General features: G+C 67.3%; 18 protein-coding genes. 11 read left to right on the top strand and 7 right to left on the bottom strand.

The window, feature by feature from the left end; all coding sequences use genetic code 11:
• Positions 1-49: 49 nt before the first annotated feature.
• Genes C0J29_RS02900 through C0J29_RS32655 form a run of 4 tightly spaced genes read left to right on the top strand, consistent with a single transcriptional unit; the run spans position 50 to position 3,785 of the window.
• Positions 50-877 carry a hypothetical protein gene (locus C0J29_RS02900; protein WP_120791474.1) on the top strand — a complete coding sequence of 276 codons (828 nt, stop codon included), beginning with the start codon at positions 50-52 and terminating at the stop codon, positions 875-877.
• 52 nt (positions 878-929) lie between these two features.
• Positions 930-2,855 carry a fumarate reductase/succinate dehydrogenase flavoprotein subunit gene (locus C0J29_RS02895; protein WP_065042883.1) on the top strand — a complete coding sequence of 642 codons (1,926 nt, stop codon included), beginning with the start codon at positions 930-932 and terminating at the stop codon, positions 2,853-2,855.
• Positions 2,855-3,601: a succinate dehydrogenase/fumarate reductase iron-sulfur subunit gene (locus tag C0J29_RS02890; RefSeq protein WP_065042884.1), complete on the top strand. Its 747-nt coding sequence runs from the start codon at positions 2,855-2,857 to the stop codon at positions 3,599-3,601. Before C0J29_RS02895 ends, C0J29_RS02890 begins: the two co-directional genes overlap by 1 nt.
• Positions 3,602-3,629: 28 nt before the next feature.
• Positions 3,630-3,785: a hypothetical protein gene (locus tag C0J29_RS32655; protein ID WP_162951378.1), complete on the top strand. Its 156-nt coding sequence runs from the start codon at positions 3,630-3,632 to the stop codon at positions 3,783-3,785.
• A 23-nt stretch (positions 3,786-3,808) separates the two neighbouring features.
• Here the strand turns inward: C0J29_RS32655 and C0J29_RS02885 are convergent, their stop codons facing one another.
• Both C0J29_RS02885 and C0J29_RS02880 read right to left on the bottom strand, forming a co-directional pair.
• Entirely contained in the window at positions 3,809-4,300 is a 492-nt protein-coding gene (locus C0J29_RS02885; protein WP_065042885.1) for a flavin reductase family protein, read from the bottom strand.
• Between the two features lie 4 nt (positions 4,301-4,304).
• A complete protein-coding gene (locus tag C0J29_RS02880) occupies positions 4,305-5,351 on the bottom strand; it encodes an isopenicillin N synthase family dioxygenase (RefSeq protein WP_065042886.1) in 1,047 nt (348 codons plus the stop codon).
• 191 nt (positions 5,352-5,542) lie between these two features.
• Between C0J29_RS02880 and C0J29_RS02875 the strand changes: the two genes are divergently transcribed.
• Complete coding sequence (locus tag C0J29_RS02875) at positions 5,543-7,378, top strand: acyl-CoA dehydrogenase (RefSeq protein WP_065042887.1); 1,836 nt, start codon at positions 5,543-5,545, stop codon at positions 7,376-7,378.
• Positions 7,379-7,757: 379 nt separating this feature from the next.
• On the opposite strand, the gene C0J29_RS02870 is transcribed toward C0J29_RS02875, so the two are convergent.
• Positions 7,758-9,065, bottom strand: a complete 1,308-nt coding sequence (locus C0J29_RS02870) for an acetyl-CoA C-acetyltransferase (RefSeq protein ID WP_120791473.1) — start codon at positions 9,063-9,065, stop codon at positions 7,758-7,760.
• Positions 9,066-9,190: 125 nt separating this feature from the next.
• Between C0J29_RS02870 and C0J29_RS02865 the strand changes: the two genes are divergently transcribed.
• Both C0J29_RS02865 and C0J29_RS02860 read left to right on the top strand, forming a co-directional pair.
• Positions 9,191-10,555 (top strand): 3-oxoacyl-ACP reductase, encoded by a 1,365-nt coding sequence (locus C0J29_RS02865; protein ID WP_120791472.1) that lies wholly within the window; start codon positions 9,191-9,193, stop codon positions 10,553-10,555.
• 2 nt (positions 10,556-10,557) lie between these two features.
• The gene (locus C0J29_RS02860) at positions 10,558-11,412 is read left to right on the top strand and encodes a MaoC/PaaZ C-terminal domain-containing protein (protein WP_120794514.1); all 855 of its coding nucleotides are present in this window, start codon (positions 10,558-10,560) and stop codon (positions 11,410-11,412) included.
• Here C0J29_RS02860 and C0J29_RS02855 read toward each other — a convergent pair.
• Positions 11,409-12,674, bottom strand: a complete 1,266-nt coding sequence (locus tag C0J29_RS02855) for a chloride channel protein (RefSeq protein WP_120794513.1) — start codon at positions 12,672-12,674, stop codon at positions 11,409-11,411. The two genes, C0J29_RS02860 and C0J29_RS02855, sit on opposite strands and share 4 nt — an antisense overlap.
• A 64-nt stretch (positions 12,675-12,738) precedes the next feature.
• On the opposite strand from C0J29_RS02855, the gene C0J29_RS02850 reads away from it, so the two are divergent.
• The gene (locus C0J29_RS02850) at positions 12,739-13,521 is read left to right on the top strand and encodes a M15 family metallopeptidase (protein ID WP_120791471.1); all 783 of its coding nucleotides are present in this window, start codon (positions 12,739-12,741) and stop codon (positions 13,519-13,521) included.
• Here the strand turns inward: C0J29_RS02850 and C0J29_RS02845 are convergent.
• Entirely contained in the window at positions 13,518-14,144 is a 627-nt protein-coding gene (locus C0J29_RS02845; RefSeq protein ID WP_120791470.1) for a TetR/AcrR family transcriptional regulator, read from the bottom strand. The two genes, C0J29_RS02850 and C0J29_RS02845, sit on opposite strands and share 4 nt — an antisense overlap.
• A gap of 41 nt (positions 14,145-14,185) precedes the next feature.
• The gene (locus C0J29_RS02840) at positions 14,186-15,367 is read right to left on the bottom strand and encodes a glycoside hydrolase family 3 N-terminal domain-containing protein (protein WP_120791469.1); all 1,182 of its coding nucleotides are present in this window, start codon (positions 15,365-15,367) and stop codon (positions 14,186-14,188) included.
• Positions 15,368-15,469: 102 nt separating this feature from the next.
• On the opposite strand from C0J29_RS02840, the gene C0J29_RS02835 reads away from it, so the two are divergent.
• The 3 genes from C0J29_RS02835 to C0J29_RS02825 are packed head-to-tail and all read left to right on the top strand — an operon-like array spanning position 15,470 to position 21,343.
• Complete coding sequence (locus C0J29_RS02835; RefSeq protein ID WP_065042893.1) at positions 15,470-15,643, top strand: DUF2613 domain-containing protein; 174 nt, start codon at positions 15,470-15,472, stop codon at positions 15,641-15,643.
• Positions 15,644-15,683: 40 nt separating this feature from the next.
• Positions 15,684-19,847 carry a DUF3367 domain-containing protein gene (locus tag C0J29_RS02830; protein WP_242460606.1) on the top strand — a complete coding sequence of 1,388 codons (4,164 nt, stop codon included), beginning with the start codon at positions 15,684-15,686 and terminating at the stop codon, positions 19,845-19,847.
• 53 nt (positions 19,848-19,900) lie between these two features.
• Positions 19,901-21,343, top strand: coding sequence for a lipase maturation factor family protein (locus tag C0J29_RS02825; RefSeq protein WP_120791467.1), 1,443 nt, complete (start codon positions 19,901-19,903; stop codon positions 21,341-21,343).
• Here C0J29_RS02825 and C0J29_RS02820 read toward each other — a convergent pair.
• Complete coding sequence (locus C0J29_RS02820) at positions 21,323-22,543, bottom strand: PE-PPE domain-containing protein (RefSeq protein WP_120791466.1); 1,221 nt, start codon at positions 22,541-22,543, stop codon at positions 21,323-21,325. The two genes, C0J29_RS02825 and C0J29_RS02820, sit on opposite strands and share 21 nt — an antisense overlap.
• Positions 22,544-22,855 lie beyond the last annotated feature (312 nt).

The following is a 22,855-nucleotide window of genomic DNA, read 5'->3' as shown; positions in this document are numbered from 1 at the left end:
CTGTGTACCCTTCGAGCTACAGCCCGTTCGAAGAGGAACAACACATTAGATGAGCGCACCAACGGCGAGCCGTTCTGAGTCCGGCGTCTTTTCAGCAACCCGCGCCCGGATTGGGCAAAAAACGCTCCGCACCGATCGGTGGTGGCTGCAGCCCCTGAGGATCAACCTGGGCTTCGCCGCTTTCGTCATCTACGCGACAGCGCGCGCGTTCCAGCAGGACTATTTCTTCGTCCCGAACTACCACTACCTGACGCCGTTCTACTCGCCGTGCGTCAGCAAGGCCTGCGGTGAGGCCAGCGAGTTCTGGCCGCAGATCCTGCCGGACGTGTGGTGGTTGCCGTACGCGGCGTTGACCCTGCCGTTCCTGCTGTTGTTCCGGTTGACCTGCTACTACTACCGCGGCGCCTACTACCGCACGGTGTGGCAGTCGCCCACCGCCTGCGCGGTGGCCGAGCCGCGCGTCCACTACACCGGCGAGACCAAGTTCCCGCTGATCATCCAGAACACCCACCGGTACTTCTTCTACATCGCCGGCATCATCTCGGTGATCAACACCTGGGACGCCATCGCCGCTTTCCACTCCGACGACGGCCCGGGCGGATTCGGGTTCGGTCTGGGCAACCTGGTCCTGCTCGGCAACGTCATCATGCTGTGGACCTACACGCTGTCCTGCCACTCCTGCCGGCACGTCACCGGTGGCCGGCTCAAGCACTTCTCCAAACACCCTGTGCGGTACTGGATCTGGACCCAGGTCAGCAAGATCAACGAGCGGCACAAGATGTACGCGTGGATCACGCTCGGGACGTTGATGTTCACGGACTTCTACATCCTGCTGGTGTCCAGCGGCACCATCTCCGACCTGAGATTCATCGGCTGATCAGCCCTTCAGCCACAGTGCGAACGAAATTCCATTATTTGAGCGAGGTTTCATGGTTGAGGTCGAACGGCACGCCTACGACGTAGTCGTCATCGGTGCCGGCGGCGCAGGGTTACGCGCAGTCATCGAAGCGCGCGAGCGCGGCCTGAAGGTCGCCGTGGTAACCAAATCCCTGTTCGGCAAAGCCCATACGGTGATGGCCGAGGGTGGCTGCGCGGCGTCCATGGGTAACGCCAACCCGAAGGACAACTGGCAGACCCACTTCGGCGACACCATGCGGGGTGGCAAGTTCCTCAACAACTGGCGGATGGCCGAGCTGCACGCCAAGGAGGCACCGGACCGCGTCTGGGAGCTGGAGACCTACGGCGCGCTGTTCGACCGCACCAAAGACGGCCGGATCAGCCAGCGCAACTTCGGCGGACACACCTATCCGCGACTCGCGCACGTCGGTGACCGCACCGGCCTGGAGCTGATCCGCACCATGCAGCAGAAGATCGTCTCGCTGCAGCAGGAGGACTTCGCCGAGTTCGGTGACTACGAGGCCCGGATCCGGGTGTTCGCCGAGTGCACGGTCACCGAGCTGCTGAAGGACGGTGACGCGATCGCCGGGGCGTTCGGCTACTGGCGGGAGAGCGGCAACTTCGTCCTGTTCGAGGCGCCGGCGGTGGTGCTGGCCACCGGCGGCATCGGCAAGTCGTTCAAGGTCACCTCCAACTCCTGGGAGTACACCGGCGACGGCCACGCGCTGGCCCTGCGCGCCGGTGCGACGTTGATCAACATGGAGTTCGTCCAGTTCCACCCGACGGGCATGGTGTGGCCGCCGAGTGTGAAGGGGATTCTGGTCACCGAAGGTGTCCGGGGCGACGGCGGAGTGCTCAAGAACTCCGAAGGCACACGGTTCATGTTCGGCTACATCCCGCCGGTCTTCAAAGGCCAGTACGCCGAAGACGAGCAAGAGGCCGACCAGTGGCTCAAGGACAACGACTCGGCCCGTCGTACCCCGGACCTGCTGCCCCGCGACGAGGTGGCGCGCGCCATCAACTCGGAGGTCAAGGCCGGCCGTGGCACCCCGCACGGCGGGGTCTACCTGGACATCGCGTCCCGGCTGACCCCGGCGGAGATCAAGCGCCGGTTGCCGTCGATGTACCACCAGTTCATGGAGCTGGCCGAGGTCGACATCACCAAGGAGCCGATGGAGGTCGGCCCCACCTGTCACTACGTGATGGGTGGTGTCGAGGTCGACGCCGACACCGGCGCGGCCAAGGTGCCCGGCCTGTTCGCCGCGGGTGAATGCTCCGGCGGCATGCACGGCTCGAACCGGCTGGGCGGCAACTCGCTGTCCGACCTGCTGGTCTTCGGCCGGCGCGCCGGACTGGGCGCCGCCGACTACGTGCGCGCCCTGAGTAGCCGTCCGACGGTCTCCGAGGACGCACTCAGGGACGCCGAGCAGTTCGCCCTCAAGCCGTTCACGGGTCCCACCGACGGCTCGGCCCCGGAGAATCCCTATGCGCTGCAGATGGATCTGCAGCACGTGATGAACGACCTGGTCGGCATCATCCGCAAAGAGGAAGAGATCACCCGGGCGCTGAAGCTGCTCAAGGAGCTCTGGTCGCGGTACCAGCACGTGCAGGTCGAAGGCGGACGGCAGTACAACCCGGGCTGGAACCTGGCGATCGACCTGCGCAACATGCTGATGGTCAGCGAATGCGTGGCCAAGGCGGCGCTCACCCGCACCGAGAGCCGCGGCGGGCACACCCGCGATGACCACCCGAGCATGGATTCCAGCTGGCGCAACACGTTGCTGGTGTGCAAAGAGGCCTCCCAGGATGAGGCCGAAACCACCGGGGACCACATCACCATCACCCGTCAGGAGCAGGTCCCGATGCGGCCCGACTTGCTGGAGCTCTTCAAGGTCTCCGAATTGGAGAAGTACTACACCAACGAAGAGCTGGCCGAGCACCCGGAACGGAGAGCGTAATGGCGTACAACGCGAGCATGCGGGTCTGGCGCGGCGACGAAAGTGGCGGCGGGCTCGAAGAATTCACCGTCGAGGTCAACGAGGGTGAGGTCGTCCTCGACGTCATCCACCGCCTGCAGCAGACGCAGACGCCCGATCTGGCGGTGCGCTGGAACTGCAAGGCGGGCAAGTGCGGATCGTGCTCGGCGGAGATCAACGGCAAGCCGCGCCTGATGTGCATGACGCGGATGTCGACGTTCGAGGAGAACGAGGTCGTCACCGTCACCCCGATCCGCACCTTCCCGGTGATCCGCGACCTGGTGACCGACGTGTCGTTCAACTACGAAAAGGCGCGCGAGATCCCGTCGTTCACCCCGCCGAAGGAGTTGCAGCCGGGCGAGTACCGGATGGCCCAGGTGGATGTCCAGCGTTCGCAGGAATTCCGCAAGTGCATCGAATGCTTCCTGTGCCAGAACGTCTGTCACGTCATCCGTGACCACGACGAGAACAAAGAGGCATTCGCCGGTCCGCGTTTCCTGATGCGGATCGCCGAGCTCGACATGCACCCGCTGGACACGGTGGACCGGCAGAAACAGGCTCAGGAAGAGCACGGGCTGGGGTACTGCAACATCACCAAGTGCTGCACCGAGGTCTGCCCCGAGCACATCAAGATCACCGACAATGCGCTGATCCCGATGAAAGAGCGGGTCGCCGACCGCAAGTACGACCCGGTCGTGTGGCTGGGTAACAAGCTGTTCAGGCGTTAATCCCCGCCACACCGGGTATCCGGCTGGCATGCGAGGAACGACCAGCACCAACGAAATTCGAACGGCGATTCGGGAGTTGTCCGTCCGCGCCGAGCTGGCGCGCAAAGAGGGACGGCACGACGACGCTACGGACATCGAGCAGCGCATCGACGCATACCGGAAAGAGTTGAGCGAGCGGCCCTAGCCTGGCTCGGCTCTCAGCCGCCTTCAGACACCCAGGCGGCGAAAGACGCTGCGGTGGAACACGATCGGGGCGACCTCGGCGTCGACGGTGACTTCACTGACCCGCAGCACGACAATGGTGTGGTCGCCCGCCGGAATCAGTTGCTCGATCGCACTTTCCAGCCATAGCGCGGTGCCCCGGATGAAAACGGCTCCGGAGTCCCGCAATTCCGTCTCCAGCCCGGCGAACCGGTCGCCCGTTTTGGCGGCCAGGGTGCGCGCGGCCGCGTCGTGCGCCTCGCCGAGCACGCTGATCCCCAACATCGGCGCGTCCTTGAGCTTGGGCCAGGTGGTGGACGTGTTCTGCACGCAGAAGGACACCAGCGGGGGCTCCAGCGACACCGGAACGAAGGTACTGGCGGCGAGGCCTTCGCGTTTCCCGTTCACATGCGCCGCGATTGCGACGACGCCGGTGGGGAAATGGCCGAAAGCCTCACGCAGCGACAGCGGCGTCAAGTTCTTGTTGTCGGAGTTCACCGAACTATTCGCTCCTCGAGCCGAGAACGGGATTCTCGCTTTCGAGCCTACCGGGCGCGTATCCGTGGGCGGCAGCCACATCCGGATGCGCACGCACCCTGCTCTTCCAGGCATTGCGGCCGTAAACGGAGTGAATCGGGTCGGCGGGGTCCGGCACCCGGCGGGCCTGGCGGGCCAGCGCGGCGGGCAGCTCAAGCACCGGTAGCTGGGCATCCAGCGCGGGGTTGAAGAAGTACGGCACCGAGATCCGGTCGGCCGTGGCTCCGGACAGGTCCACCCGATGCTCGGTGGCGCGCAGGTAGCCGCCGGTCGTGAGTTCGAGCAACTCACCGATGTTGACCACGAACGCACCGTCCAGCGGCGCGACGTCGACCCAGCCCTGTCCCGGAGACCTTCGCACCTGCAGGCCCCGGCTTCCCGGCTCGGGCAGCAGCAGGGTGAGCACTCCGGAGTCCTTGTGAGCGCCGACACCCTGCGGCGAGGCGGCTGCCGCCGGGTACCGGATGATCTTGATCAGGGTCGCGGGCCGGTCGGCGAAAGCGGCGTCGAAGACGTCCGGCGGGCTGCCGAGGGAGGCCGCCCAGTGCCGCAACAGGGTGCGGGACACCCGGGACAACGCGGCATCCCACTCGGCGACGATGCCCGGCAGCTCCGGCATCGCCGCCGGCCACTGGTTGGGGCCCTGCAGCCACAGGTAGTCGGGCCGGCCGGGCCCGCCGCCGGGTGGGCGCTCGGGGCCGATGTCGATCTGCTCGCGCCAGTCCACTTCGCCGCGGGTCAGCTCGCCACCCAGTCGGGTGTAGCCGCGGAAATGCGGGCTGCGCACCATCGCGATCGCGTCCTTGTCCGCCTGCGGGAGCGCAAACAGGCGCCGCGCCGCGTCCAGCACGCTGGTCACCAGGGCGGCGGGCACGTCGTGGCCGACCAGATAGAAGAAGCCCATTTCGTGTGCGGCCCGGCGCAGACCGGCGCGCAGCCGGTCGGAATCGGCGTTCAGATCCACTATCGGAAGGGTCGTGACGCTCCCCACATTTATCATCGGCTCCATCATCGTCGCAGGTGAGCAGGTGTGCCAGCACTGGGATCAGCCGTATCCCAACCGGTTGGTTAGTTAGACCGTGAAATGTTCCTCACATCGACTTGCGTTGAACAACACAGCCGAGATATTTTAACGGTGTTACTGGTGGGTAACTTAGACCTAGTACCCAACCACAGGTGGCATTCTCAACGAGGAGGACCGTAGTGAGCCACTACAAGAGCAACGTTCGTGACCAGGAATTCAACCTGTTCGAGGTGCTGGGTGTCGACAAGGCGTTAGGCCAGGGCGAGTTCAGCGATCTGGACGCCGACACCGGCCGCGAGATTCTCGCGGAGGTAGCCCGGCTGGCCGAAGGGCCCGTCGCCGATTCGTTCATCGAAGGTGACCGCAACCCGCCGACCTTCGACCCCAAGACTTTCTCGGTGACCCTGCCGGAGTCGTTCAAGAAGTCCGTCAACGCGGTGATCGACGCCGGCTGGGACAAGGCAGGTCTCGACGAGGCACTCGGCGGCATGCCGATGCCCAAGGCGCTGATGTGGGCCATCAACGAGCACATTCTCGGCTCCAACCCGGCAGTGTGGATGTACGCCGGTGGCGCCGGTTTCGCTCAGATCCTCTACCACCTCGGTACCGAGGAGCAGCGGAAGTGGGCCGTGCTGGCCGCCGAGCGCCGCTGGGGCTCGACCATGGTGCTCACCGAGCCGGACGCCGGTTCGGACGTGGGCGCCGGCCGCACCAAGGCCGTCCAGCAGGAGGACGGCACCTGGCACATCGACGGCGTCAAGCGCTTCATCACCTCGGGTGACTCCGGTGACCTGTTCGAGAACATCTTCCACCTGGTCCTGGCCCGCCCGGAGGGCGCCGGTCCCGGCACCAAGGGGCTGTCGCTGTTCTTCGTGCCCAAGTTCCTGTTCGACCCCGAAACCGGCGAGCCGGGCGAGCGCAACGGCGTGTACGTGACCAACGTCGAGCACAAGATGGGCCTGAAGGTTTCGGCCACCTGTGAGTTGTCCCTCGGCCAGCACGACAAGCCCGCCATCGGCTGGCTGGTCGGCGAGGTGCACGACGGCATCGCGCAGATGTTCGAGGTCATCGAGCAGGCCCGGATGATGGTCGGCACCAAGGCCATCGCCACCCTGTCCACGGGTTACCTGAACGCGCTGGAATACGCCAAGTCCCGCGTCCAGGGCGCCGACCTGACCCAGATGACCGACAAGACGGCGCCGCGCGTGACCATCACGCACCACCCCGACGTCCGCCGGTCGCTGATGACGCAGAAGGCCTACGCCGAGGGCCTGCGGGCGCTGTACCTGTACACCGCGACCTACCAGGACGCGCCGGTGGCCGAGGCGCTGCACGGGGTCACCCCCGAGCTGGCCGCCAAGATCAACGACCTGCTGCTGCCGATCGTCAAGGGTGTCGGCTCCGAGCAGGCCTACGCCAAGCTCACCGAGAGCCTGCAGACCTTCGGTGGGTCCGGCTTCCTGCAGGACTACCCGGTCGAGCAGTACATCCGGGACGCCAAGATCGACTCCCTCTACGAGGGCACCACAGCCATCCAGGCGCAGGACTTCTTCTTCCGCAAGATCGTCCGCGACAAGGGTGTGGCACTGGCGCACGTGTCGGGTGAGATCCAGCAGTTCGTCGACAGCGAGTCCGGCAACGGGCGGCTCAAGACGGAGCGGGCTCTGCTCGCCAAGGCGCTCACCGACGTCCAGGCGATGGCCGCCTCGCTGACCGGCTACCTGATGGCCGCGCAGGAGGACGTCACCAGCCTGTACAAGGTGGGCCTGGGTTCGGTGCGGTTCCTGATGAGCGTCGGCGACCTGGTCATCGGCTGGTTGCTGCAGCGTCAGGCCGCCGTGGCGATCGAGGCCCTGGACGCCGGTGCCACCGGCGCCGAGCGGTCCTTCTACGAGGGCAAGATCGCGGTCGCGTCGTTCTTCGCGAAGAACTTCCTGCCGCTGTTGACCAGCACCCGCGAGGTGATCGAGACCCTGGACAACGAGATCATGGAGCTCGACGAAGCCGCCTTCTGAGTTACAACACGCAAAATCCCCCCGCTGCGGCGCGGGGATTTTTGCGTTGCGGCTGTCGGCGCGACACTGACGCCACACGCGACACGCCGTGTCGGGTCTACTTGGATTCATTTTCGGCGATGCGCGGGCGCGAGAGCGGCGCGCGGCCAAAAGCAAAAAGACCGCCGCTGGATCCCCTCACTCCAGCGGCGGCCCTTCTCGTTCGCCCGTCTGCGCTGACCGGCAATCGATCCAGGGATTGCCCCGCGTTGCCGTCGGGGTCGGGGGGTCAGACCACAACACGGGGCTATCCGATCGAGCGGTTACCCATATGTGCGCGAAGTTAACCCATTAAATCCAAAAAGTAGTCGGGTGATTTTCCGCACACCGTCAGGCCTGGTCAGGCCTCGAGGATCGCGGCGACGCCCTGGCCGCCGGCCGCGCAGATCGAGATCAGCGCGCGCACGGGGCCCTTGGTTTCGGCCTTCTTCTGTGCCAGCTGCTTGGCGGTCTGCGCCAGAATCCGTCCGCCGGTGGCGGCGAACGGGTGCCCCGCCGCGAGCGAGGATCCGTTCACGTTGAGCTTGGACCGGTCGATAGAGCCCAGCGCGGCGTCCAGCCCCAGCCGCTCCTTGCAGTACTCCTCGGACTCCCAGGCCTGCAGGTGCGCCAGCACCACCGACGCGAACGCCTCGTGGATCTCGTAGAAGTCGAAATGCTGCAGGCTCAGCCCGTTGCGCGCCAGCAGTCGCGGCACCGCATAGGTGGGCGCCATCAACAGACCGTCGTACCCGTTGACGTAGTCGACGGCGGCGGTCTCGGAATCAACCAGGAAGGCCAGCGGCTGCAGGTTGTGGTCTGCCGCCCACTGCTCGGTGGCCAGCAGTGCCACCGACGCGCCGTCGGTCAGCGGGGTCGAGTTGCCCGCGGTCATGGTTGCGTCGCCGGCTTTCACCCCGAAGACCGGGCGCAGGGTGGCGAGCTTCTCCGGGCTGGAGTTGGGCCGCAGGTTGTCGTCGCGGTACAGGCCCAGGAAGGGCGAGACCAGGTCGTCGAAGAAACCGCGGTCGTAGGCATCGGCCATGTTGCGGTGGCTGGCGGCGGCCAGTTCATCCTGGTCGACGCGCTTGATCCCCAACTGCTTGGCGGTGACGGCGGCGTGCTCGCCCATCGACTTGCCAGTGCGTGGCTCGCTGTTGGCCGGGATCTCGATGCCCAGGTTCGCCGGCAGGGTGCCCACCAGCTTCAGCCGCTGCACGTTGGACTTGGCTCGCCGCAGCTTGAGCAGGGTGCGGCGCAGGTCGTCGCCGAGGCCGATCGGCGGGTCGGAGGTGGTGTCGACACCACCGGCGGCCGCGACCTCGTAGCGTCCGGCGGCGATGCCGTCGGCGGCCGCGATGGCCGCCTGCAGACCGGTGCCGCAGGCCTGCTGGATGTCGAAGGCGGGCGTGTGCGGGTTCAGTTCCGACCCGAGCACGCATTCGCGCATGAGATTGAAATCACGGCTGTGCTTGAGCACCGCGCCGCCGATGACCGCGCCCAGACGCTCGCCCCGCAGGTTGAACCGGTCCACCAGCCCACCCAGCGCCGCGGTGAACATGTCCTGGTTGGACGCGTCGGCGTAGGCACCGTCCGACCGGGCGAAGGGAATGCGGTTGCCGCCGAGTACGGCGACGCGTCGCTTGGTCTGATCATTGGCAGGGGCCACTGTTTTCTCCGTCGATCTCCGGTAGTACGGGGGTTAGTTTTGGGGTATCAGCGCTTCGCAGGCAATACTACCCACTGTTCTTACTCTCAAGTAAGTTCGCACCCCTGACACGGAAGGCAAGCTCAGTGGCACCGAAGGTCTCGCCCGATCTGTTCTCCCAGGTTGTCAATTCCGGCCCGGGATCGTTCCTGGCCAAGCAACTCGGGGTCCCCCAGCCCGAGCCGCTGCGCCGGTACAAGGCGGGTGACCCGCCCCTGGCCGGCTCGCTGCTGATCGGCGGAGAGGGCCGGGTCGTCGAGCCGCTGCGGGCGGCGCTGGACAAGGACTACGACCTGGTGGGCAACAACCTGGGCGGGCGCTGGGCCGACTCGTTCGGTGGCCTGGTGTTCGACGCCACCGGCATCACCGAGCCCACCGGGCTGAAGGCCCTGCACGACTTCTTCACCCCCGTCGTGCGCAACCTGGGCCCCTCGGCGCGGGTCGTCGTGGTGGGCACCACGCCGGAGGCGATCGACAACCCGCACGAGCGGATCGCGCAGCGCGCCCTGGAGGGCTTCACCCGCTCGGTCGGCAAGGAACTGCGCCGCGGCGGCACCTCGGCGCTGGTGTACCTGGCGCCCGATGCGAAGCCGGCCGCGACCGGCCTGGAATCCACGATGCGGTTCATCCTGTCGGCCAAGTCGGCGTACGTCGGCGGCCAGGTGTTCTACGTCGGCGCGGCAGACTCGGCGCCGCCGGCCGACTGGGACCGCCCGCTGGACGGCAAGGTGGCCATCGTGACCGGCGCGGCCCGCGGCATCGGGGCCACCATCGCCGAAGTGTTCGCCAGGGACGGCGCCAGCGTGGTCGCGATCGACGTGGAGTCCGCCGCCGAGGCCCTGGCCGAGACCGCCAGCAAGGTGGGCGGCACACCGCTGTGGCTGGATGTCACCGGCGACGACGCGGTGGACAAGATCTCCGAGCACCTGCGCGACCACCACGGGGGCAAGGCCGACATTCTGGTGAACAACGCCGGCATCACCCGCGACAAGCTGCTGGCCAACATGGATGACGCCCGTTGGGATGCCGTCATCGCCGTCAATCTGCTTGCCCCACTGCGTCTTACCGAAGGGCTGGTGGCCAACGGCACCCTCGGCGAGGGCGGCCGGGTGATCGGGCTGTCGTCGATCGCCGGCATTGCGGGCAACCGCGGGCAGACGAACTACGGCACCACCAAGGCCGGCATGATCGGCATCACCCAGGCGCTGGCCCCCGAACTCGCCCAGAAGAACATCACGATCAACGCGGTGGCGCCGGGCTTCATCGAAACCAAGATGACCGCCGCGATCCCGCTGGCCACCCGCGAGGTGGCCCGCCGGATGAACTCGCTGCTGCAGGGCGGCCAGCCCGTCGACGTCGCCGAGGCCATCGCGTACTTCGCCAGCCCGGCCTCAAATGCCGTGACCGGCAATGTGATCCGGGTCTGCGGCCAGGCGATGATCGGGGCCTGATGGTGAGTCAACCGAGTGGTCTGCGCAACATGCTGCGGGCAGTGGCCGGTTCGCTGCCGGTGGTGTCCCGGTCCGATCAACTCTCCGACCGGACGGTGACGGTCGAGGAACTGCCGATCGACTCCGCGAATGTGGCCGCCTACGCGGCGGTCACCGGGTTGCGCTTCGGCAACAACGTGCCGCTGACGTATCCGTTCGCACTGACCTTCCCGTCGGTGATGTCGCTGGTGACCGGGTTCGACTTCCCTTTCTCCGCAATGGGTTCGGTGCACACCGAGAACCAGATCATGCAGTACCGCCCGATCGCGGTGACCGACACGGTCGGCGTGCGGGTGCACGCCGAAAATCTGCGCGAGCACCGCAAGGGTCTGCTGGTCGACCTGGTGACCGACGTCAGCGTCGGCAACGAACCGGCGTGGCACCAGGTGACCACCTTCCTGCACCAGCAACGCACCAGCCTGTCCGACGAGCCCAAGCCGCCGCCGCAGAAGCAGCCCAAGCTGCCGCCGCCCTCGGCGGTGCTGCGGATCACCCCGTCGCAGATCCGCCGCTACGCCGCGGTGGGCGGCGACCACAACCCGATCCACACCAACTCGGTGGCCGCCAAGCTGTTCGGTTTCCCCACCGTCATCGCGCACGGAATGTACAGTGCCGCAGCGGTTTTAGCGAACATCGAGGCACGTTTTCCGGATGCCGTGCGGTACTCGGTGCGGTTCGGCAAGCCGGTGCTGTTGCCGGCGACCGCGGGGCTCTACATCGACGAGCGCAAAGTCGATGGGCAAGACGGCTGGGAGTTGTCGCTGCGGCACATCGCCAAGGGCTACCCGCACCTGACGGGAACGGTGCAGCCCCTCTAACCCGCTCGGTCTTCCAGGCGCAGGCGCTGACGGCGGACCACCAGTCTGTCGAGCGTGTGCGCCCCGACCGCGGTGACGGCGAACACCAGCAGCATCCAGATCGGTGGCCGCGCCAGTTCCCAGACGAAGATCGCTGCCCAGATCGGTGAACCCTGGGTCACCGCCAGCACGCCGGCCGCAGCACCCAGGGAGATGACCGGCCCGTGCAAGTGCGTTCCGGCGAACTGATTGAGCGTCAGCACCAGCAGTGTGCCCGCGGCCGCGCCGGTGGCCAACGACGGCGTGAGCAGGCCACCGGCTCCGCCGGCGCGCAGGAACAGCGCCGTCAGCACCGGCTTCAACGCCAAGATCACGGCGGCCGAGGTCAGTGTCATACCGGAGGCCAGACTGACGGTGAGCACGCTCTTTCCGTTGCCGGGCAGCTCGGGCCACCAGTGCGAACAGACGCCGGTCAGCAGCCCCGCGCCGGCAAGCGCGGGAATCAGCACCCAGGACCGGATCAGTGTGGCCGGACGGGCCGCGGCGATGATCTTGTTGAAGACCCACCCCACCGCGAAGGCCACCGGTGCCAGCGCCAGCCCGTGCGCGCTCAACAGATAGGCCGATTCCGCGCCGCGCCAATGCAATTCGTTGTGGTCGTGGGTGACCGCCGAGCCGACCGCGACGGCCAGGCTCGACGTGATCAGCGCCGCGCCCACCGCGCGCAACCGCCAGGTATTCAGGAGGATGCGCAACGTGAAGAGCGCACCCGCCATCGGTACCGCGTACACCGCGCCGAGCCCGGCGCCGGCGGCGCAGGCCAGCAGGATCTCCCGGTCGCCCGGGGACAGCCGCTTCAGCCACGCCGTGCCGAAATCGCCCAGCACTGACGCGAATTGGCGTGGCGCGCCTTCGCGGCCCAGCGAGGCGCCGGAGCCGACCAGCACCACCTGGAGCACGGCGTCGATGCTCCACGTCAGCCGCGGTACCCGTTCGTGCCGGGCGATGGTGCCGGCCAGCGGCGGGACGTCGGCACGCCTCCGCAGGATCCACCAGCCCGAGCCGGCCACTGCCGCGCCCACCATCGGGCCCAGGGCCCGTCGTACCGGACTGCTGCCGGTGATCCCGTCGAGCAGCGAGCCGAATGTGTAGTGGTACGTGAGGTGTTCGACCGACCGGAGCACCACCGTGGTGGCCAGCCCGGCGAGCCCGGCTAAAAGCCCGACGATGACGACAGCACAGAAGAAGGCATAGAACTCGTCGGCGCCGGGCTTTCGGGGCACGCCTGCCGACAATACGGACACCGACGCGGTTGCGCACCGAGTTGCCGGCGGTCAATGATGACCCATGTTTGCCAGGCCGGTTGCCGGCATCGTGCTGGCGGCAGTCGTGCTGGTGGCGGTCTGCTGCGGCGCGCCGGTTGCCCGGGCCGACCCCGTCGCGCCCGCCGACTTCGTGGTGCTGCAGGACCTCGACCCGAGTATCGAGGCGGACATCCGCTACTACACGCCGCACAACTTCACCGGCGACCCGGTCGACGGATACCAGGCTCCGCTGTGCATCCTCACCCGCGCGGCGGCCGAGGGGCTACGGCGAGCCCAGCAGCAGCTCAAACCCCGCGGCTACACGCTGAAGGTGTACGACTGCTACCGCCCACAGCGCGCCGTCGACGAATTCGTCAGCTGGGCAAGCGATGTGGCGGATCAGCGGATGAGGGCCGAGTTCTATCCGCGCGTGGACAAGTCGGTGTTGTTCCGCGACGGATACATCGCCGCACGCTCCGGGCACAGTCGTGGCAGCACGGTCGATTTGACGGTGGTGCGACTGCCGGCCGCACCCGCTCCGCGATACATCCCGGACCAGCCGCTGGTGGATTGCACGGCCCCGGCTCCGCAGCGGTTTCCCGACGATTCCATCGATATGGGCTCGGGCTTCGACTGTTTCGATCCGGTCGCCCACACCCTGGACGTCCAGGGCGAGCAACTGTCGAATCGATTGCTGCTCAAGGACGTTCTGCAGGCCCAGGGCTTCGTCAACTACGCCGACGAATGGTGGCACTACACCTTTCAACCGGAGCCCTACCCGGATACCTACTTCGACTTCCCCATCGACCGTTCGTCGTTCGATTAACCGGTCGCGGTGTTCGGGCCGACATCCCGGTCGGCCGGCGCCCCCCGCAGACCCGCCCAGAACAGGTCGATCATCATCTCGGCGGCCGCGTCGACGTCGATGTCACCGGTGCTGAGCCGGCTGGCCACCGCTTCGCCGGCGCCCACCAAAGCCACCGCCATGATCTCGATTTCGGCATCGGACCGCGGGCTGCGGGTGCCGGCCCGCACCAGCCCGGCCACCAGTTCGATGATCTGTTCCCGGCCCTCGCGCACGGTATGGGCGAACGCCTGGGAGCTGGTGGCCTGGGTGTACATCACGATCCAGGACGCGCGGTTCTCGTCGATATAACGCAGGAACGCCACAATGGTGTTGCGCAACAGATCTTTTGGGCTCTGCGTGAAGTCGATGTCGGCGCGCACGCCGTCGATGAACCGGCTCATCTCCCGGTTCAGGCAGGCGCCGAACAGGTCTTCCTTGGATCCGTAATACAGGTAGAGCATCGGCTTGGAGATCTCGGCCGCGGCGGCGATGGTGTCCATCGAGGTTTCGTGATAGCCGTTGACCGAGAACATCTGCACTGCGGCGTCGAGCATTTGTTGCTCGCGGACAGCACGCGGTAACCGCTTGGTACCACCTGCCATCGCTAACCCCTATCTGTCCGAATCAAGGGTAAGCAATTCGGCTAGCGGCCACACGTCGCGGTGACACCCTTCATCGCCGCGACCCGCACCAGTGAGGCGTCCACCTGCTGAACCGGCAGATCGCCGGCGTTGACGGCCTGTTCCAGCCGGTCCAGCACGGCGGGCACTTCCTTGGTGGTGACCCACAGTGCGATGTCGGTGCCGGCCTGCAACGTTTTCAGCACGGCCTCGGTCACGCCGAACCGGTCGGAGATGGCGGCCATGCTGGACACGTCGTCGCTGAAGACCGGACCGTTGAACGGCGGCCCGCCGTAGCCGGTGCCGGTCCGCAGCAGATCGAGGGCGGCTTTGCTGAGGCTGGCCGGATCACTGCCGGTCAACCCGGGGACCTGCATGTGCCCGACCATCACCGCAACCGGGATGGCATTGAGCAGGGTCCGATACGGCACCAGGTCGTTGGCGATGAGCTCGGACAGCGGTGGCGTGGTGACGCCGCCGGTGTGCGAATCGCCGGAGCCGTGGCCGTGCCCGGGGAAGTGCTTGAGCACCGGCAGCAGCTTCGCGTCGCGCAGGCCCTGCGCGTAGGCGCCGGCGTACTCGGTGACTTTCGCGGGATCCGCACCGAACGAGCGGTCGCCGATCACGCTGTCGTCGGGCTCGTCGGTCACGTCGACCACCGGGGCGAAGTCGACGGTGATGCCCAGTTCTTTCATCTTGCGGCCGCGGGTCAGCACCAGATCGTGAACCTGGGCGGGCGTCATCGTCTGCCCCATCTCCTTGGCTGTCGGGCCCCTGCCGTCCAGCAGGGTCCGCAACCGCGACACCCGGCCGCCCTCCTCGTCGACGCCGACGGCGAGCGGCAGCGGACCGGCCGCGTTGGCGATCTCGCCCAGCGGTCCCGGGAGCATGGACAGGTCGGTGTCGCTGCCGATCAGGATGCCCCCGACATGGGACTCGGTGACCACGGCCCTGGCGTCGGCGGCGTCGCGCACCCCGACCATCAGCAGCTGGGCCAGCTTGTCACGCAGGTTGGGCATCTTGCCGGGGACGTCGGGCGGGTCGGCGCACACCCGCGGGCCCGGTGCCGCGGCCGGGGTGGAACTGGTGCTCGACGAGCTCGGGCTGCTCGGGGCTGACGACTTCCCGGGCTTGGTCCCGCCGTGGCAGGCGACGACCAGCATCGATGCGGCGGCAAGGACGGCCAGGGTGCGCGGAAAAGCCATCCGGACATGCTGTCACGAGCACTTTGAGGCCCGGTTCTGGGGCGGGTGCACGCGTGGCGGGTAAGCACTGCTGCCCTGCGTCAGTCTGCTAGGTTCGGTGACATGAACCGGATCGTCGCGCCCGCCGCCGCCAGTGTGGTAGTCGGCCTGTTGCTCGGCGCGGCGGCGATCTTCGGCGTCACCTTGATGGTCCAGCAGGACACCAAGCCGCCACTGCCCGGGGGCGATCCGGGGTCGTCGGTGCTCAACCGGGTCGAGTACGGAAACCGTAGCTAGCCAGCCGAAGGTCGAGTTTCCGGCCCTTTCGCGTCGCTGGCTGCTGTTGGTCGGAGCCGTATCGCTGCTGCTGTCCTTCCTCCAGTCACCCGGCCAGGTCTCCCCCGACACCAAACTCGACCTCACCGCCAACCCGCTGCGCTTCCTGACCCGCGCCACCAACCTGTGGAACAGCGAGCTGCCGTTCGGCCAGTCGCAGAACCAGGCCTACGGCTACCTGTTTCCGCACGGCACCTTCTTCCTGATCGGACATGCGCTGGGCGTGCCCGGCTGGGTCACCCAGCGGCTGTGGTGGGCGCTGCTGCTGACGGTGGGGTTCTGGGGGATGCTGCGGGTCGCCGAGGCGCTGGGCATCGGCAGCCCGGCGTCCCGGATGCTCGGCGCCGTCGCGTTCGCACTGTCACCGCGGGTGCTGACCACGCTGGGATCGATCTCCTCGGAAACGCTGCCGATGATGCTCGCGCCCTGGGTGCTGCTGCCGACGATTCTCGCTCTGGGAAACAAGGCCGAGCGCGGTGGCCCGGGGCGCTCGGCGCGGGTGCTGGCCGGCCAGGCGGGGATCGCGGTTGCGCTGATGGGCGCGGTCAATGCGATCGCGACGCTGGCCGGTTGCCTTCCGGCGGCGATCTGGCTGGCCGCGCACCGGCCGAATCGGCGCTGGTGGCGCTACGCCGGGTGGCTGGTCGTGGCGCTGGTTCCGGCGGTGTTGTGGTGGGTGGTGGCACTGAGCCAGTTGCGCAACGTCAGCCCGCCGTTTCTGGACTTCATCGAATCCTCCGGGGTGACTACGCAGTGGTCGTCGCTGGTGGAGCTGTTGCGCGGTACCGACAGCTGGACTCCGTTCGTGGCGCCCACGGCCACGGCGGGCGCTCCCCTGGTCACCGGGCCGGTCGCCATCCTGGGCACCTGTTTGGTCGCCGGGGCCGGGTTGGCCGGGCTGGCCGCTGCCGCGATGCCGGCCCGGGGCCGGCTGGTGACCATGCTGCTGGTCGGCGTGGTGCTGCTGGCCGTCGGTTACAGCGGCGGGCTGGGATCGCCGGTCGCCCACCAGGTGCAGGCCTTCCTGGATGCCGGCGGCACTCCGCTGCGCAATGTGCACAAGCTCGGGCCCGTCGTCCGCATCCCGCTGGTCCTCGGGTTCGCGCACCTGCTGGGCCGCATCCCGTTGCCGGGCAGCGCTCCGAAAGCGGCGTGGCTGGCCGCGTTCGCCCACCCGGAGCGGGACCGCCGGGTGGCGGTCGGGATCGTCGCGCTCGTAGGACTGCTGGTGAGCACGTCACTGGCGTGGTCCGCACGCCTGGCCCCGCCGGGCACGTTCAGCGCGCTGCCGGACTACTGGCATGAAGCGGCCGACTGGCTCACCGCTCACCAGGACGGGCGGGTGCTGGTGGTGCCGGGCGCGCCCTTTGCCACCCAGGTGTGGGGAACGAGTCACGACGAGCCGCTGCAGGTGCTCGGCAGCAGCGCGTGGGGGGTGCGCGACTCGATCCCGCTGACACCGCCGCAGACCATTCGGGCTATCGATTCGGTGCAACGTCTGTTCGCGGCCGGACGGCCATCCGCCGGCTTGGCCGATACCCTTGCCCGACAAGGTATTTCGTACGTGGCGGTGCGCAACGACCTGGACCCCGAGTCGTCGCGGTCGGCCCGGCCGATACTGGTGCACCGCGCCATCTCGGGGTCGCCGGGGTTGACGAAAGTGGCCGAGTTCGGTGCGCCGGTCGGCCCCGGAGTGCTGGCCGGCTTCGTCAGTGACAGCGGGTTGCGGCCGCGGTACCCGGCCGTTCAGATCTATCGGGTCGGTGCGGGGGGCCATCCGGGCGCGCCGTACTTCGCCGACGTTGCGCGGCTGCCCCGCGTCGACGGTGGACCCGAAGTGTTGCTGCGACTGGACGAACGGCGACGGTTGCTGGGTCAGCCGCCGCTGGGCCCGGTGTTGCTTACCGCAGACGCCCGGGCCGCCGGGCTAGCGACGCCGGAAGTCACCGTCACCGATACCCCGCTCGCCCGCGAAACCGACTACGGCCGCGTCGACCTGCATTCGTCGGCGATTCGGGCGCCCGGGGACGCCCGGCACACCTACAACCGGGTGCCCGATTACCCCGTACCCGGCGCCGACACCGTCTACGGAAGCTGGACCGGTGGCCGCATCACGGTGTCGAGTTCGTCGTCGGATGCCACCGCCCTACCCGATGTCGCCGCGGCGACCTCGCCCGCCGCCGCCGTGGACGGCGATCCGGCGACGTCCTGGGTGTCCAACGCCCTGCAGGCCGCCGTCGGGCAGTGGCTGCAGGTGGATTTCGACCATCCGGTGACCAACGCGGTCCTCACCCTGACACCGAGCGCGTCGGCCGTCGGCGCGCAGGTGCGCCGCATCCTGGTCGAAACCGCCAACGGCAGCACCACCTTGCGGTTCGACGAGTCCGGAAAGCCGTTGAGCGCCGCGCTGCCCGTCGGCGAGACGCCGTGGGTGCGGGTCACGGCGGCCGGCACCGACGACGGATCGGCCGGGGTGCAGTTCGGGATCACCGATCTGACGGTCACCCAGTACGACGCGTCGGGCTTCGCCCATCCGGTGCAGTTGCGGCACACCGTCCTGGTGCCGGGCCCGCCATCCGGCGCCACGATCGCGGGCTGGGACCTGGGCGCTGAATTGCTGGGCCGCCCGGGATGCGCGCCGGGGCCGGTCAGCGTGCGGTGCGCCGCGTCGATGGCCCTGGCTCCCGAGGAGCCCGTCAACCTGAGCCGTACCCTGACGGTGCCCAGCCCGGTGTCGGTGACTCCGACCGTGTGGGTGCGCCCGCGTCAGGGACCTAAACTGGCGGATCTGGTCGCTGAGCCGAATACCACTCGGGCTTATGGTGATTCCGACCTGGTCGAGGTGCTCGGCTCGGCGTATGCGGCCACCGACGGCGATCCGGCCACGGCGTGGACCGCGCCGCAGCGGGTGGTGCAGTTCAAGACCCCGCCGACGCTGACGCTGAAGCTGCCGCGGGCCACCGAGGTGACCGGGTTGCGGGTGGCGCCCAGCCGGACCACACTCCCAGCCCATCCGACCATGCTGGCTGTCGACCTGGGCGACGGACCGCAGGTGCAGGCCGTGGACCCGAGCCGCGATGCGCAGACGCTCACGCTGCACCCGAGGGTGACCGACACCGTCACGGTGAGCCTGCTCGATTGGCAGGACATCATCGACCGTAACGCGCTCGGATTCGACCAGCTCAAGCCGCCGGGGCTGGCCGAGGTGGCAGCGCTCGGCGCCGACGGCAACCCGATCGCGGCCGGTGGCGGCGCTGAGGCCGCGCGCACCCGGGAAGTTTTCGTCGACTGTGAGCACGGGCCGGTCATCGCCGTGGCCGGCCGGTTCCTGCATACCTCGATCCGGACCACCGCCGGCGCCTTGCTGGACGACGAGCCCGTCGCGGCGCAACCGTGCGAACCCGGTCCGATCGAGCTGCCGGCCGGCCGGCAGGAGCTGTTGATCAGTCCGGGTGCGGCATTCGTGGTGGACGGCGCGCAGCTGTCGGCCACACCCGAATCACCTTGTGCACCTGTGGTTTCCGCCGATACCGGTGCCTGGGGACCAGCACGTCGGGAGGTGCGAGCGCCCGCGTCGGCGAACTCACGGGTGCTGGTGATACCGGAGAGCATCAACCCGGGGTGGGTGGCCCGTGACAGTAGAGGCGCACGCCTGACACCGGTGGCGGTCAACGGTTGGCAGCAGGCGTGGTTGGTGCCCGCGGGTGACGCCGGCACCATCACGCTGACCTTCGCCGCCAACACGGTGTACCGGGCCGGTCTGGGACTGGGCCTGAGCCTGTTGCCGCTGCTGGCGCTGCTGGCATTTTGGCGGCGCCGCAACGGTTCTGATGATGACGCGGCCGCGGTTCCGTGGCCGACCGGGGTTTGGGCCGGGGTGGCGGTGCTGGGAGCGGGCGGTCTGATCGCCGGCGTCGTCGGCGTTCTGGTGGTCGGGGCTCTGCTGGGCGTGCGATACCTGGCGCCCCCTCGGTGGCGCGACGGGCTGACCGTGGGGCTCAGCGCGGGCGGCATCGTGTTGGCCGGGGCGGCGTTGTCACGTCATCCGTGGCGCTCGGTCGACGGCTACGCCGGACATTCCGCGAGTGTGCAACTGCTGGCGTTGATTTCGCTGGCCGCGGTGGCTACATCGGTGGTGGGACGGGCGAAGGGCGCCAACTCGTAGTTGGCCGCGGGTTTTCGGCCTGGTTGACTGGATACCCAGAGGAGTTGTGGGCCATGAATTGGTTTTCGGCACCTGAATATTGGTTGGGCGCACGGGTGCTGGAGCGCGGCGTCGCGGCGATCTACCTCGTTGCGTTCGTGGCGGCGGCGCGGCAGTTCCGGCCGCTGATCGGGGAGCGCGGGATGCTGCCAGTGCCGGGATATCTGGCGAAGCGGTCATTCTGGCGGGCTCCGAGCATCTTTCAGCTGCGCTATTCCGACCGGTTGTTCGCCGCGGTGGCGTGGTTCGGCGCGGCCTTGTCGGCCGCGATGGTCGGCGGCCTGGATCTGGTGCCGTTGTGGGCTTCTGTGTTGATGTGGGCGACGCTCTGGGTGCTGTACCTGTCGATCGTCAACGTTGGGCAGACGTGGTACGGCTTCGGCTGGGAGTCCCTGCTGCTGGAGACCGGATTCCTGATGATCTTCCTGGGCAACGGGCAGGTGGCGCCGCCCGTGCTGACGTTGTGGTTGGTGCGCTGGCTGTTGTTTCGCGTCGAGTTCGGCGCGGGGCTGATAAAGATGCGCGGCGATTCCTGCTGGCGCGATCTGAGTTGTCTGGACTATCACCATGAAACCCAGCCGATGCCCGGTCCGTTGAGCTGGTTCTTTCACCACCTGCCTCGGCCATTACACCGAATTGAAGTGGCGGGCAACCACTTTGCGCAGTTGGTGGTGCCGTTCGGGTTGTTCGCTCCACAACCCGTCGCCAGTATCGCGGCCGCCGTGATCGTCGTCACCCAGTTGTGGCTGGTGGCTTCGGGAAACTTCGCCTGGCTGAACTGGCTGACGATCTTTCTGGCATTCGGCGCGGTCGACGAGGCTTCGGTGGCCGTGTTGGTGCGTGTGCACAGGCCGGCCGTGCCGGATCCCCCGTTGTGGTTCGCCGTCTCGGTGATCGTCGTCGGGGCGCTGATGCTGGGGCTGAGCTATTGGCCGGCGCGCAACATGCTCTCGCCCGGACAACGAATGAACGCTTCCTTCAACGCCTTTCACCTGTGCAACACCTACGGTGCGTTCGGCAGCATAAGCCGCATTCGACAGGAGGTGGTGATCGAGGGCACGGCCGATGCGACGATCGGTGACGAGACGGTGTGGCAGGAATACGAATTCAAGGGCAAGCCCACCGCGTTGCGGCGGCTGCCGCGCCAGTTCGCGCCTTACCATCTGCGGCTTGACTGGTTGATGTGGTTCGCCGCCATCTCGCCGGGCTACGCGCTGGCCTGGATGACGCCGTTCCTGCACCGACTGCTGCGCAATGATCCTGCGACTCTGAAGTTGTTGCGCCGGAATCCTTTCCCGGATTCGCCACCGCGCTACGTGCGCGCACAGCTCTACAAGTATCGGTACACCACACCGGCCGAACTGCGACGCGACCACGCCTGGTGGCATCGGACATTGATCGGGAGTTACGTGCCGGCGATGTCGCTACCCGGGCGGCTACCAGCCCAGGACCAGTGATCCGTGCGCGAAGTACGGGCCGGCGTTGGGCGCCAGAGACGAATAGCCGCTGTTCACCAGCGGTTGCAGAAAAGTATTGAGATTGTTGACGATTGGCTGCGGCACACCTAATTGCTGCAGCGGCATCAGCATCGGCAGGGTCGGCGACGGGATCATGTACGTGGTGATCGTCCCGCCCAGCGAGGTGCCGACGCTGGACAACTCGACCACCTTCGACATCGATGCCAATGACGACGTGTTGTGGAGATAGGCAGTCGCGAACAGCGAGTTCACGACTGCGGGAATGTTCCAGGGTCGATCCGGCGGGTTGGCCCAGCCGTCGTACTGGGCGAAAACCACGCTGACGTCGTATTGGGTGTTGGGCAGTCCCTGCACCGTGTAGTTCACTATCGGCAACGTGAACCCGTCGGGCAGATACGTCCGCATCACACCCAGCTCCGGGCTGCCGAACAGCGCGAACTGCAGGGCGCCGGGCGGCGGCGCGGCAGCCGGATTGGTCGCCAGGTAGGCCAACTCACGGTTGACGACGAGGGTTCCCTCCGATAGAGCGGCGATGTGCACCGGGGAGCCGTTGCCGTTGACGACCGCGTTGACGATCTGGTCGTTGAGTGCACGCACCCCGAAGGCGACGGCGTCGTTGACGTCGGGAGCCGCCAGACTGCCACTCAGGATGCCCATGCTCGCCGGGTAGTTGACGACCTGTGCGAGGCTGCCAGGAAACCAGTTCTGACCGATGGCGTGGTTGATCAGGTCATATCCCTGCAGGATCGACACCGAGCTCGAGCCGGGGATGCTGTCCGCGTAGAACAACTGCCCCAGGTACGGAAGTCGAGTGAGGAAATTGGGGAGGTACAGCGGCCCGGCTCCGGGGACGGAAATTCTGGTTGCCGCCGCAGGGTTGGGCATAGCTTGTTCGGCGTTGGCGAGTTCGGTTGCCTGGTAGGCATTCGCGGTTGTCGCCAGGCGGAGCGCCAGCCCCTCCTGGTACTGCGATGTCTGCCTGGCCACCGCCTGATATTCGCGGCCGAACGCGCTGAACAACGTCGCCACGGCTGTGGACACCTCGTCTTCGGCGGCGGCCAGCAGCGACGTGGTGGAGTGCGCGGCCACAGCCCCCGCCGCGGTGACTGTGGAACCCAGAGCGGCCAGATCCCCGGCGGCAGCAGTCAGGAAGTCGGGCGTCGCAACGACATACGCCACAATCTCCTCCTGACAGGCGCGATCATGGACCGAGCAGCTGCGAGGTTACCCGTCGTCCAAGGCGACCACTGAATATTCAGAGAATTCAAAAACGCGTTGCCCTCGAGCCAGAAATCGAAAGTCTGATGGCCAAGATCGTCGCGACGGTAAATGCCGAAGGCGGCAGAAGTGTGGTCATTCACCCTGGTGAACAGAGGCCAATGCTGAATATGTTGTCGCTCGACATTTCAGCCGGCGTCCCGGGCATACCGACACTGAAGAGCGCGTCGCCGGGCGTACGGCCTAAATATCATGCGTTGATCAGGTGTGACG

The organism is Mycobacterium paragordonae (assembly GCF_003614435.1).
GTDB lineage: Bacteria > Actinomycetota > Actinomycetes > Mycobacteriales > Mycobacteriaceae > Mycobacterium > Mycobacterium paragordonae.
Note: the sequence above shows the minus strand (reverse complement) of the source record. Positions and strands in the feature narration are given on the sequence as shown.

What these genes read in the sequence shown, in the direction of transcription:
- C0J29_RS02900 (WP_120791474.1), top strand. Translation starts at nt 50, where the DNA reads ATGAGCGCACCAACGGCGAGCCGTTCTGAGTCCGGCGTCTTTTCAGCA.
- C0J29_RS02895 (WP_065042883.1), top strand. Translation starts at nt 930, where the DNA reads ATGGTTGAGGTCGAACGGCACGCCTACGACGTAGTCGTCATCGGTGCC.
- C0J29_RS02890 (WP_065042884.1), top strand. Translation starts at nt 2,855, where the DNA reads ATGGCGTACAACGCGAGCATGCGGGTCTGGCGCGGCGACGAAAGTGGC.
- C0J29_RS32655 (WP_162951378.1), top strand. Translation starts at nt 3,630, where the DNA reads ATGCGAGGAACGACCAGCACCAACGAAATTCGAACGGCGATTCGGGAG.
- C0J29_RS02880 (WP_065042886.1), bottom strand. Translation starts at nt 5,351, where the DNA reads ATGATGGAGCCGATGATAAATGTGGGGAGCGTCACGACCCTTCCGATA.
- C0J29_RS02850 (WP_120791471.1), top strand. Translation starts at nt 12,739, where the DNA reads ATGTTTGCCAGGCCGGTTGCCGGCATCGTGCTGGCGGCAGTCGTGCTG.
- C0J29_RS02845 (WP_120791470.1), bottom strand. Translation starts at nt 14,144, where the DNA reads ATGGCAGGTGGTACCAAGCGGTTACCGCGTGCTGTCCGCGAGCAACAA.
- C0J29_RS02840 (WP_120791469.1), bottom strand. Translation starts at nt 15,367, where the DNA reads ATGGCTTTTCCGCGCACCCTGGCCGTCCTTGCCGCCGCATCGATGCTG.
- C0J29_RS02835 (WP_065042893.1), top strand. Translation starts at nt 15,470, where the DNA reads ATGAACCGGATCGTCGCGCCCGCCGCCGCCAGTGTGGTAGTCGGCCTG.
- C0J29_RS02825 (WP_120791467.1), top strand. Translation starts at nt 19,901, where the DNA reads ATGAATTGGTTTTCGGCACCTGAATATTGGTTGGGCGCACGGGTGCTG.